Annotated in this window: 11 protein-coding genes and 1 pseudogene; 7 read left to right on the plus strand and 5 right to left on the minus strand. The window is 59.3% G+C overall.

Annotation, left to right across the window (positions count from 1 at the left end; translation table 11 throughout):
- Positions 1-83 precede the first annotated feature (83 nt).
- Positions 84-1,103, plus strand: a complete 1,020-nt coding sequence (locus QLG10_RS17025; RefSeq protein ID WP_110746885.1) for a Glu/Leu/Phe/Val dehydrogenase dimerization domain-containing protein — start codon at positions 84-86, stop codon at positions 1,101-1,103.
- A gap of 162 nt (positions 1,104-1,265) precedes the next feature.
- Here QLG10_RS17025 and QLG10_RS17030 read toward each other — a convergent pair.
- Positions 1,266-1,505 (minus strand): annotated as a pseudogene (locus QLG10_RS17030) (YebG family protein); the annotation flags it as partial.
- 292 nt (positions 1,506-1,797) lie between these two features.
- Between QLG10_RS17030 and QLG10_RS17035 the strand changes: the two are divergent.
- A complete protein-coding gene (locus QLG10_RS17035) occupies positions 1,798-2,298 on the plus strand; it encodes a phosphate-starvation-inducible PsiE family protein (protein ID WP_008054441.1) in 501 nt (166 codons plus the stop codon).
- On the opposite strand, the gene QLG10_RS17040 is transcribed toward QLG10_RS17035, so the two are convergent.
- Positions 2,295-2,612, minus strand: coding sequence for a DUF3509 domain-containing protein (locus tag QLG10_RS17040; RefSeq protein WP_020796696.1), 318 nt, complete (start codon positions 2,610-2,612; stop codon positions 2,295-2,297). The genes QLG10_RS17035 and QLG10_RS17040 overlap by 4 nt on opposite strands.
- A gap of 313 nt (positions 2,613-2,925) precedes the next feature.
- The gene (locus QLG10_RS17045; protein WP_282487729.1) at positions 2,926-4,302 is read right to left on the minus strand and encodes an L-serine ammonia-lyase; all 1,377 of its coding nucleotides are present in this window, start codon (positions 4,300-4,302) and stop codon (positions 2,926-2,928) included.
- A 135-nt stretch (positions 4,303-4,437) separates the two neighbouring features.
- Here QLG10_RS17045 and QLG10_RS17050 point away from each other — a divergent pair, with 135 nt between their 5' ends.
- From QLG10_RS17050 to QLG10_RS17070, 5 genes are all read left to right on the plus strand, one after another.
- Complete coding sequence (locus tag QLG10_RS17050; protein WP_020796698.1) at positions 4,438-5,385, plus strand: LysR substrate-binding domain-containing protein; 948 nt, start codon at positions 4,438-4,440, stop codon at positions 5,383-5,385.
- Positions 5,386-5,599: 214 nt separating this feature from the next.
- Entirely contained in the window at positions 5,600-6,010 is a 411-nt protein-coding gene (locus tag QLG10_RS17055) for an HPF/RaiA family ribosome-associated protein (RefSeq protein WP_008054445.1), read from the plus strand.
- A 234-nt stretch (positions 6,011-6,244) separates the two neighbouring features.
- Positions 6,245-6,811, plus strand: coding sequence for an RNA polymerase sigma factor (locus QLG10_RS17060; protein ID WP_110746894.1), 567 nt, complete (start codon positions 6,245-6,247; stop codon positions 6,809-6,811).
- On the plus strand, positions 6,808-7,797 hold the full coding sequence (locus tag QLG10_RS17065) for a FecR family protein (protein ID WP_282487730.1): 990 nt from the start codon (positions 6,808-6,810) through the stop codon (positions 7,795-7,797). The genes QLG10_RS17060 and QLG10_RS17065 overlap by 4 nt, the downstream gene beginning before the upstream one ends.
- A 200-nt stretch (positions 7,798-7,997) precedes the next feature.
- Positions 7,998-10,424 carry a TonB-dependent receptor gene (locus QLG10_RS17070; protein ID WP_282487731.1) on the plus strand — a complete coding sequence of 809 codons (2,427 nt, stop codon included), beginning with the start codon at positions 7,998-8,000 and terminating at the stop codon, positions 10,422-10,424.
- Positions 10,425-10,504: 80 nt separating this feature from the next.
- On the opposite strand, the gene QLG10_RS17075 is transcribed toward QLG10_RS17070, so the two are convergent.
- Positions 10,505-10,951, minus strand: coding sequence for a hypothetical protein (locus tag QLG10_RS17075; protein WP_110746899.1), 447 nt, complete (start codon positions 10,949-10,951; stop codon positions 10,505-10,507).
- A gap of 148 nt (positions 10,952-11,099) precedes the next feature.
- On the minus strand, positions 11,100-11,975 hold the full coding sequence (locus QLG10_RS17080) for an AraC family transcriptional regulator (RefSeq protein ID WP_282487732.1): 876 nt from the start codon (positions 11,973-11,975) through the stop codon (positions 11,100-11,102).
- Positions 11,976-12,005: the final 30 nt, after the last annotated feature.

Below are 12,005 nucleotides of genomic sequence, written 5' to 3' on the forward strand. Positions count from 1 at the left end.
CTTTGCTTATGCCGGTGCGCTTCTGCAATTTTTGTGCGCAAGCCTATACTGGCGACTACAAGAAGTGATTCGGGAGCCTTACGATGTTCGCTCTCATGCAAAGCACTCGCCTTGAATCGCTGCATCTGAGCGTCGACCCGGCCACCGGGTTGAAGGCGGTGATTGCCATTCATAACAGCCGTTTGGGGCCTGCTCTGGGCGGTTGCCGTTATCTTGCCTATCCCAGCGACGAGTCTGCAGTCGAGGATGCGGTGCGCCTTGCCCAAGGCATGAGCTACAAGGCGGCCTTGGCCGGCCTGGCCCAGGGCGGCGGCGTGGCGGTGATCATTCGCCCCGTTCACGTGGCCGATCGCGCTGCGCTGTTCGAAGCCTTCGGGCGCTGTATCAATCAGCTCGACGGGCGCTACATCACCGCCATCGACAGCGGTACCTCAGTGGCGGACATGGATTGCATCGCCCAGCAGACGCAACACGTCACCAGCACCACATCGGCGGGCGACCCCGCGCCGCATGCGGCGATGGGTGTGTTTGCCGGTATACGCGCCACTGCGATGGCACGGTTGGGCAGCGATAACCTTGAAGGCTTGCGCGTAGCCATCCAGGGTCTGGGCAACGTCGGTTTTTCCCTGGCAGAGCAGTTGCACGCCGCTGGCGCCGAGCTGCTGGTCAGCGACATCGACCACGGCAAGGTACAACTGGCGATGGAGCAACTCGGCGCGCACCCGATTGCCAACGACGCATTGCTAAGCACACCTTGCGACATTCTCGCGCCGTGCGGTCTGGGTGGGGTGCTGAACAGCCACAGCGTGACGCAACTACGCTGCTCGGCAGTGGCCGGTTCGGCGAACAATCAACTGACCCATCTGGACGTCGCCGATCAGCTGGAAAGGCGGGGCATCCTGTATGCGCCCGACTACGTGATCAATGCCGGCGGATTGATCTATGTTTCGCTCAAGCATCGTGGTGAAGACTTGGGGACCATCACCGCGCACCTGTCGAAAATCAGCTCGCGGCTCACCGAAGTCTTCGCACACGCCCAAGCGGAAAAACGCTCTCCGGCTCGAGTGGCAGACGAGTTGGCGGAGAAAGTGCTGTATCGATAAAAAGATCAAAAGATCGCAGCCTGTGGCAGCTCTTACGGGGGCTGCCTACTTTGGGGTTTTCGCGGCTTTGGCAGGCTTCGTCGGGGCCACCGGCTCAGCGATTGCCTCTTCAACAGGCACTACTTCTTTAACCGGCTCTACGACTTGCGCTGGCGCTGTGAGCAGTTCGGACAAGGCGTCCGGCTGGCTCTTGAACGCCTTGGCGAACACGTCGCGGTTTTTCGCCATGTAGATCCCGACTTCTTCAACTTGCTGTTCGGTCAAGGACGGAACAGCTTTCTGCAACACGTCAGCCAGCAACTCGGCCAGCTCGAGCATTTTGTCATGACGATCGGCTTCGGCTTTATCCATGAACAAGCGCTCCAGATCTCGGCTGCTGCGGTATACCACTTCGACGGCCATTCACCACCTCACATGCCTTCAAATTTATTAGTCTGATTCGACTACTGTATCTATATACAGCAAAGGATAAGCGAATCTCTCGGATTTGGGTAGTGGCTTTTTAATGTAGGTCGGTTTCGGGATTTGTCAGGCGTCGGGTATTGGTAGCTGGGTAAAGATAGCTGCGACCAAACGTCACGGAGCAGAATCCAAGGCGTCTCGCCATCATGGTCGTGGCCTTGTTTCTGCATGCAGAACAACCGTCACGTCCAACCTGCATTATCCGGTCGAGTCGACCTAAGGAAGCATCATCGTGAAAATCAACTGGGCCGAAAAGCTGCGGCAGAACGTGCATGAACTGGCCGAGTCACTGGGCAACCTGTTCGTCGAAACTTTCCACTACCTGGCGCTGTTTGCCATTGGTGCGGTGACCGCGTGGGCTGCGGTGATGGAGTTTCTCGGGATGCTCGAGCAGGGGCATATCAAGATCGACGACATCCTGCTGCTGTTCATCTACCTGGAACTGGGAGCGATGGTCGGGATTTACTTCAAGACCAATCACATGCCGGTGCGTTTCCTGATCTACGTGGCGATCACGGCGCTCACGCGGCTGCTGATTTCAAACGTGTCCCATCACAATCCACCCGACCTGGGGATCATCTACCTGTGCGGTGGGATCCTGTTGCTGGCGTTTGCGATCCTGGTGGTGCGCTACGCCTCCTCGCAATTTCCTTCAGTGAAGATCGAGCATCCGCACCGTAAGACAGGTGCGGGCTCGGGCGAACATCCGGAAGTGGAGAAGGGCGAGCTTTAAAGCCTGATGGCCGGGCGCGGGCGATTTTTTATCGAGGGTGGCGGCAGGCTGTGCGTGCCGCCATCGGTCATGGCTTCGAGAATCGCCACCGCACTGTGCCCCTGTTCGATGGCGATGCCGAACTGGATGCTTTGCACCAGACGCTTGAGCCGTTGTGGATCGTTGCGTTGCTCGGCACTGATCATGCGCTTTGCGACTACGCGGCCATTGTTGGACAGGGTCAGCATGATGCTGCCATCAAGACCCTGAATGCTCAGGTTGATCTGATAGTCCGCTGCAAAAGCATCGGTAATGAGCTGGAAAGGGTTGTCCATGATGCGTCACCGCTTGATTGAACGTGCAGTTGTTGACCGGCCGTGATCGGGTTGGTTCGCAACACCGGACCATCGGCCATTCTCTCGTCAATATCGCCATCAATGTTCCAAACGGGATGTAGCAAAGGGCATGCCGGAAACTTTGTCAGGCAGCAAACACCATCTGTAGGAGCGATCCTGCTCGCGATGGTCGCCAACGATGACGATGGCAGTCTGAATGCCAGCGGTGTCCGGACATCCATCGCGAGCAGGCTCGCTCCTATAGGGGGCTGCCCGTTTCAGGGCAATTTGCGCCTGCATGCCACCAAACCGGTCAGCACTCTACCCAGTTCACCGCCAGGCCGCCTCGGGATGTCTCCTTGTATTTGTCGTGCATGTCGGCACCGGTGTCGCGCATGGTGCGGATCACCCGGTCCAGGGAGATGAAGTGTTTGCCGTCGCCACGCAGGGCCATTTGCGTGGCGTTGATTGCCTTTACGGCAGCAATTGCGTTGCGTTCGATACACGGCACTTGCACCAGCCCGCCGACCGGGTCGCAGGTCAGGCCGAGGTTGTGTTCAAGGCCGATCTCGGCGGCGTTTTCCAATTGCTCCGGCGTGGCGCCGAGGACTTCTGCCAGGCCGGCGGCGGCCATGGCGCAGGCAGAGCCGACCTCGCCCTGACAACCGACTTCGGCACCAGAGATCGAGGCGTTTTTCTTGCACAGGATGCCGACGGCGGCGGCGCCCAAAAAGAACGCCACGACGTCATCGTCCGACGCGTCGGGGTTGAATTTCATGTAGTAGTGCAGCACCGCCGGAATGATCCCCGCTGCACCGTTGGTCGGTGCTGTCACCATGCGACCGCCGGCGGCGTTTTCTTCGTTCACGGCGAGGGCGAAAAGGTTCACCCATTCCATGGCCGACAGGGTCGACGTGATGACGTTCGGCTTGCCGATTTCCAACAGGCTGCGGTGCAATTTCGCCGCACGTCGCGGCACGTTCAGGCCACCGGGGAGGATGCCTTCGTGCTCCAGCCCCTGCTCGACGCATTCGCGCATCACCGACCAGATATGCAGCAAGCCCTGGCGTATTTCTTCGTCACTGCGCCAGGCCCGTTCGTTGGCCATCATCAACTCGCTGACACGCAGACCGTGCTGGTTGCAGAGCTTGAGCAGCTCGACGGCACTGGAAAAGTCGTAGGGCAAAACCTCGTCGCGGGTAGGGGAGAGCCCGGACTCGGCTTCTGCCGCCTCGATGATGAACCCACCACCGACCGAGTAGTACGTCTGTTCGAACAGTTCGCCGGTTTCGCCGAAGGCGGTCAGGGACATGGCGTTGGGGTGGTAGGGCAAGCTCTCGTCGAGCAGCAGCAGATCGCGCGACCAGTCGAAGGCAATGCTCACCTGGCCTGCCAGCAACAACTCGCCGGTTTCACGCAGGGTATGGATCCGGCTGTCGATGGTGGAGGGGTCGATACGGTCAGGCCATTCGCCCATCAAGCCCATGACGCAAGCTCGGTCGGTGGCATGACCGACACCGGTCGCCGACAGGGAGCCGTACAAGCGGATTTCCACTCGCCGTACGTCAGTCACTGAACCCTGGTCTACCAGCGCCTGGGCGAAGGTCGCGGCAGCACGCATGGGGCCGACCGTATGGGAGCTGGACGGACCGATGCCAACTTTGAAGAGATCGAAAACACTGATAGCCATGCTAAAGCCTATTCCTGCAATGGAAGATGAATCGCTGCCATTTTTGTAGGACAAGCGCACTTTCAGCGATACTGCCTCTCTCGGTCCGACGTGACCAACGAAACTTCCTAAGACAGCCTTTAGCAGGACTAAACAATGAGCCGCCAATTACACGCCCAGACTTACGTCTGGCTACAGGTGTTTTCCTGTGCCGCGCGGCACCTGTCGTTCACCCGTTGCGCTGAAGAACTGCACATCACGCCGGGGGCGGTCAGCCAGCAGATCCGACAGCTGGAGGAGCGCCTTGGTTTTCGACTGTTTCACCGGCGTGCCCGGGGCGTAGAGCTGAGCGCCGAAGGCCAGCGACTGGCCATTACGGTCAACGAGGCCTACGGCAGCATCGATGCCGAACTGCGCCGGCTGGACGCGGGGATGATCAGCGGCACACTGCGGGTGCGTTCGATCCCTTCTTTCCTGAGCAAATGGCTTACGCCGCGCCTGCCACGCTTGCAGCAGCGCTTCCCGGACATCCAGCTACGCCTGGTCGCCGAAGACAGCAGCGTACCGTTGCACGAAGGCGATTTCGACCTGGCCATCGATCTGAATGACGGCAGCTACCCCGGATTGTTATCCACAGCCTTGCTCGATGAGCAGATTTTCCCGGTGTGTGCCCCGGGCCTGTTACGCGGGCGTCCGCCGTTGCATGGCCCGGCGGACCTGCTGCATTTTCCGTTGCTGCATGACATTACTGCCTGGCGCGGCAGCTATGAATACGCGGAATGGGAGTTCTATCTCGATGCCATCGGCTTTGAAGGTGCCGACGTGCGGCGCGGGCATACTTTCAATCGCAATCACCTGACCATCGAAGCGGCCATCGCCGGGATGGGCGTGGCGATTGCACGGCGTACGCTGCTCAATGACGAGCTGGAGCGGGGCGCATTGATCGTACCGTTCGGCCTGGCGGTGCCCAATCACAAGCGCTACATGGTGCTCTACGCGCCGGGGGCGCTGAGCCATCCGGGCGTGCGGGCGGTACATGACTGGCTGGTGGAGGAGGCGGCGATTTTTCGCGGCCTGCACCCGCTGGGGGAGCGGCAGATGTGAGCAATTATTTCGTAGGAGAGGGGCGACCCAACTCCCGACCTTAACAGCGCTTTTGCCGGTTGTCCGGCTTTTTTTGCGATTAGATATTTATCTTTTTTTAGGGGTTGAATTGTTCATCGTACAGACCGATTGTGTAAGTAAGAGGTCACGGTGATGACGCCCAAGGGCTTAGCTGACCGGCCTCTCGCGAGCTAGCTGAAATAAGGGATGAACTATGCAAATCCAAGTCAATAGCGATAACCATATTCAAAGCAGCATCCGACTGGAGGAGTGGGTACGAACCACCATTGAGAGCACGCTCGAACGTTATGAGGAGGACCTGACCCGCGTCGAGGTTCACCTGCGGGACGAGAACGGCGACAAGCCGGGTCCCCATGATTTGCGCTGCCAGCTGGAAGCGCGGCCAAAAGGCCACCAACCGATTTCTGTCACCCATAAAGCCGCCAGCCTGGAACTGGCGATCGACGGAGCTGCCGAGAAACTCGAACACGCCCTTGAACACCTGTTCGGCAAACTGCGCGGCAAACCACGCGCTGCCGTGGTGCCCTTCGAGCGCCGGCCTCACGCCGACAAGCTGCTGGAAGAAGAGTTTCTTGAAAACGAACAGGCTGCGCAAAACGCTTGATGCCTGATTGACCCTCCCAATGAAAACGGGCCTGCAATGCAGGCCCGTTTAGTTTTGTGGCCAAAGGATCCAGCGAACCGTCGCACTCGGCGAGTTGGGCGCTCTGATATTTGCTATTCAGGTTCATTCATCTAGTTTTGCGTATGAGAATATTTATCATTAGTATTGCGCCTCGCTGATCACACACCCGGTTGTGGGCCAGCCCGATTGCCGCTATGGCGCAGTATTGAATCGATGACTACTCCCGAATCTCCCGAGATCGAGCACCGCGAACCACGCGGCGACCGTGCGCATTTTCTCCAGGTATTTCTCTCCCAGCGTGCGCAAATGGAAGCGTTGGTGAGCCGTCGCGTGGGTTGTCGAGCGACGGCGGCGGACCTGGTGCAAGACTTGTTCGTACGGTTTTGGCGACGCCCCTTGGTGCAAGTTGAAGAACTCAGCACCTATCTGCTGCGCAGCGCCAGCAACATCGCCATCGACCACTTGCGCAGCGAAGGCACGCGGGTGCGGGCCAACGAAGGTTTGATGGCCGAATCGGCGCACTGTATGGGCGGCGAGCCGCAAGCGGCACTGGAGGCAGGCAACGATCTGCGCCACGTCGAAGCAGCGTTACGCGCGTTACCGGAACGCACGCGGCAGATCTTTTTGCTCAACCGCATCCATGGTCGCAAGTACGCCGAGATCGCCAAGGCCATGGGCCTGTCCCAGAGTGCCGTGGAAAAACATATGATGCGCGCGCTCGAGGCCTGCAAGGCCAGCCTGCGCGAGTCCGAGCCGCGTACGCCAGGGAATGCACAGTGAACAGCATCGAACGCGTCATGCCGACGCCCGCTCAGGAACAGCAAGCGCTGGCCTGGTTAAGTCTGTTGCATGACCAGCCTAGCAGCGGTGACCAAGCCACCTTCAGTCAATGGTTGCAGGCCGACCCCGCGCATGCGCAGGCTTATGCCCGTGCGCAAGTGTTGTGGGAGTTGAGTGAAGTGCCGGCGCGCAGGCTCGCCGATGAGGACGCGCTGGCCTTGCAGGGGTACCTCAACGCGATGAATCGCTCACGCCGCAGCAGCGTGCGGCGCTGGTCGGGCGCGCTGGCCATGGCGGCTTGCCTGCTGCTGATGATCGGCCTCGGCGGCGGTTGGCAGCCGTTGCGCTGGGTCGACGACCTGGGTGCCGATTACGTCTCGGCGCCGGGGGAGATCCGCACCGTCACCCTGGCCGATCAATCGCAGGTCACCCTTGACGCCGACAGTGCGATTGCCGTGGATTTCAGGGGCGGTGAGCGGCATGTGCAAGTGCGCCGCGGTGCCGGATTTTTCCGCGTGACCCATGCCGGCGAGCCGTTTGTGGTCGACGCCGAGAAGGGCCAGGCGCGGGTACTCGGCACCCAGTTCGAAGTGCGACTGCAACCTCATGGGGCGCAGGTGACGGTGTTGTCTGGCCGGGTTGGCGTGACGGCAGACAAGAACGCGCATCAGCAAGTCCTGACGGCCGGCCAGCAAGTGGCCTACGGCAGAGGCTCCGCGGAACAACTGCACGTGGTGGACAGTGAAGCTCAGCTGGCATGGCGCCAGGGATGGCTCACCTACTACAAGGCGCCGCTGGCTGATGTGGTCGAGGATTTGCGCCGTTATTACCCGGGGAGGATCGTGGTGCTCAATGATGAATTGGCGCAGCGGCAGATCAGCGGCAGCTTTGCGAGCAAGGACCCACAAGCGGTGTTGAGTTCATTGCGGGGGGTGTTGGGGTTTGAGCAACACCAGGTTCTGGGGCACCTGATTATTTTGCGCTGAGACGATTGGCCCCTTCGCGAGCAGGAGAACGCATTCCAAGTGTGGGAGCGAGCCTGCTCGCGAAGGGGCCAATCTGACACCACACCTTCTTGGAATAATTATTTTCAACTTTCTGCTGAGGTAAAACCGAATGCCATCCGTGTAGTGACTGAAACTGCGATTCATTCGCATCCGTTGCGGTTCTACACAGGTCATGAGTCATGAAGTCCAGGGCAATACCGGGTTCGGTCAAACAATGGTTGGGTGTGTCTGCGTTGAGCTTCGCGGCATTGGCGCTGCTGCCGCTGAACGAGGCGATGGCCGCGCAGGCCGGCGCCCCGCAAAGCACGCTGTTCAGCTTTTCGATGGTCGCCAAACCACTGCCCCAGGCCTTGAGCGACTTCAGCCGCATCACCGGTATCAGCGTGGTCTATACCGATGAAGCGCCTTACGGCCTCACTGCCCCGGCGCTCAACGGGCAGTTGAGTGCAGAACAGGCCCTGCAGCGGTTGCTCGGCGGTTGCGGCTTGACCTCGCGGCGCATCGATGGCCACACCATGGTCCTGGAACCGCTACCGACCGAGGGCGCGTTGAATCTGGGCGCTACCACCATCACCTCGGTGATGGACCCGTCCACAAGTTACCAGCCGCCACCCACCAGCTCGGTGATGCGTTCCTCGACGCCGCTTCAGGAAATTCCCCAGACGGTCAACGTCGTCCCGGCCCAGGTCATTCGCGACCAGGCTCCGCGTAACCTGGATGACGCGCTGGCGAACGTCAGCGGCATCACCCAGGGCAACACGCTGGGCAGCACCCAGGATTCGGTGATGACCCGCGGTTTCGGCGACAACCGCAACGGTTCGATCATGCGTGACGGCATGCCGGTGGTGCAGGGGCGGGGCTTGAACGCGACAGTGGACCGGGTCGAAGTGCTCAAGGGCCCGGCCTCGCTGCTCTATGGTATCCAGGATCCCGGCGGCGTGGTCAACATGGTCAGCAAGCAGCCGGAGCTTGATCCCTACAATGCCCTGACCCTGCGTGGTTCGACTTATGGCGAGGACAAGAACGGCAGCGGCGGCACCTTTGACAGCACGGGCGCCCTGGGTGAGTCCGGGTTGGCCTACCGTCTGGTGTTGGACCACGAAGACGAGGATTACTGGCGCAACTACGGGGTGCATCGCGAGACGCTGGTGGCGCCGTCGCTGGCCTGGTTTGGTGAAAGCACCCAACTGACGTTCGCCTATGAACACCGGGAGTTCCTGACCCCGTTCGACCGTGGCACGGTGATCGATCCGCGTGACAATCATCCGCTGAACATCCCCCGTGATCGCCGGCTCGACGAACCGTTCAACAACATGGAAGGGCGCTCCGACCTGTATCACTTCCAGGCCGATCACGACCTCAACGACAACTGGAAAGCCCATTTCGGCTACAGCTGGAATCGTGAGACCTATGACGCCAGCCAGGTGCGTGTGACCGCCATCGATACCCGCAACGGCACGCTCTCACGCAACATGGACGGCACGCAGAACGCTATGAGTACGGACCGTTTCACGACTGCGAGCCTCGAAGGCAAGATCGACGTAGCCGGCATGCAACATGACCTGGTGCTCGGGGTCGATGACGAATACCGCAAGATCTACCGCGCCGACCTGATCCGTCAGAAAAGCCTGACAACCTTCAGCTACCTCGACCCGGTATACGGCCGCGAAGTCCCCGGCACCACAGTCAGCCCGGCCGACAGTGCGCAGACCGATATCCTGCGTAGCGATTCGGTGTATTTGCAGGACTCGATCCACCTCACAGACCAATGGATCCTGGTGGCTGGCGGACGTTTCCAGGAGTACGACCAGTACGCCGGCAAAGGCGTGCCGTTCAAGGCCAACACCGACAGCAATGGGCAAAAATGGGTGCCGCGCGCCGGCCTGGTCTACCGCTATACCAATGAACTGTCCTTCTATGGCAGCTACACCGAATCGTTCAAACCCAACTCGACCATTGCCCCACTGAGCGGCAGCAGCACCGTGCTCGACGGCAGCATCGCGCCGGAAGAAGCCAAGTCGTGGGAAGTGGGGGCCAGGCTGGAAATGCCGGGCCGCGTAACGGGCAACCTTGCATTGTTCGACATCAAGAAGCGCAACGTCCTGGTGGCTAACGCCGAAGGCCCGGTGACCCTCTACAGTGCGGCCGGTGAAGTGCGTTCCCGTGGCCTGGAAGTGGACTTGAGCGGCCAGCTCAGCGACCGCTGGAGCATGATCGGCAGTTATGCCTACACCGATGCCGAAGTGACGCAGGACCCGGTCTACAAAGGTAAACAGCTGCAGAACGTCGCGAAGAATAGTGGCTCACTGTCGGCGGTCTATGACTTCGGCACGATTGTCGGTGGCGATCAGCTGCGGGTTGGCGCTGGAGCACGCTATGTCGGCGAACGAGCGGGCAATGCCGTGAATGATTTCGACCTGCCGAGCTACACCGTCGCCGACGCGTTCGCCACCTATGACACCCAACTCGATGGGCAGCGGGTCAAGTTTCAACTCAACGTGAAAAACCTGTTTGACCGCACGTACTACACCTCGGCGGCGAGCCGGTTCTTTGTGTCGATGGGGGATTCGCGGCAGGTGACGTTGTCGAGCACCTTGGAGTTTTGACGAGGGGGCGGTGTTTTGTTCCTGAAGCAAACCGTCCTTGTCGTGCTGCTGGCAAGGACGGTGAGGTGGGCGGGGAAGCGTTATTTACTATTGAGTTTGATTTGCCCTGTGGACCAATCCAGCGGTCCGTTGACGCCGAGTTTCAGGTTGAGCTTAAAGTCAATTTCTTTAATGCTTCCATCATCAGATAACTTTATGGAAATCCGGCCAATCTTGTCGTGGACGAAAGAATAAACGTCGTGAGAACCATTGTGTTGTCTTGCCAAAAACTGCATTTGGTTTATGACGCGCAGAGAATCTTCGCTCTCATCAAACTCCTTTTGGAGTTTAAGTGTCAGTCCGTAGGACTGGTCGTCGTTGGTGGCGAAAATTTCAAACAGGGAGGTATCCTGCCGGGTGTAGACATTCGTAAAAGAGAAGTCTTTACCGTAGCTTGCAACGTTGATCGTTGCGGAGCCTTCGGATTTAGCTCCATCGAATTCGCTGTTGAGGGTGGTCGCTTCAGTGTTACAGGTTGTTTTGGACATGATATAAAACTCCTTGGTGAGAGAGGAGTATTACTTGTCCGAGTGTTGAGTGGATACTGTCAGAAATACCAGGGTTTCGTTATGTTTGCTGTATTTCGAAATAAACAGGATTGATTTTTGAATCGAAAGTAATCGAACTTTCCCTTATTTATCGTAAAAACGCCTGCCGATATTCTCCCGGCGTTCCACCTAGCGCCTGCCTGAAACGATTGGTGAAATGACTGGCACTGGAAAATCCGCACGCCATTGCAATCTCCCCCAATGGCTGCAAGGTAGTGCGCAGCAAATCCCGCGCCCGGTTGAGGCGCCGCGCCAGTACATACTGGTGGGGTGGCAAGCCGAAACTCTCACGGAACATCCGCGCAAAGTGATATTCCGACAGCGCGCACAATGCCGCCAACTGCCCCAGGCTGATGGCTTCGGCCAATTGACTGTCGATGAACTCCACAAGGTGCCTTCGCTGATGCGCGGCCAGGCCACCCTTGAGGCGCAAGTCGGGACGCACGCTGACCTGGCTGAGCAGGGCGTGGGCGAGCATTTCATGGGCCAGGCTGCTGGTGAGCAGACGTTCTCCCGGTTCGTCCCATTTGAGGCTGATCAAGTGCCGAAAGCGCAACGCCTGTTGTGGGTCATCCAGAAAAGTTTGCTCACGCAACTGCAGTTGCCGTGGCTCGCGATCGAGCAGGGTGACGCAGCCGAGGGCAAATTGTTCGGGGCTGAAATACAGGTGTGCCAGGCGAATGTCGCCATTGATCACCCAGCCTGACTGATGGTCGGCCGGCAGGATGCACAGCTTGTCCGGACCGCCCTTGGTGCCGGGCTGGTCCCGCCGGAAGGTCCCGGTACCGCCAGCGATGTAGCAGGACAGCGTATGGTGGCTCGGCGCTTCGTAGTCCTGGGCATCGTGATGGTTGTTCCACAAGGCTGCTGCCAATCCGTCACCGAGCTCGGCGCTATGCTCCAGGCGAGCATTGGGCGAGCGGTTGAGGGCTTGAAACACTTGCAGGGATTCCAGTGCGGGCATGATCGTTTCTCTCCAACGCCTTGCATCCTA

It is taken from the genome of Pseudomonas sp. V98_8, from assembly GCF_029967975.1.
In the GTDB taxonomy this organism is placed as follows: domain Bacteria; phylum Pseudomonadota; class Gammaproteobacteria; order Pseudomonadales; family Pseudomonadaceae; genus Aquipseudomonas; species Aquipseudomonas umsongensis.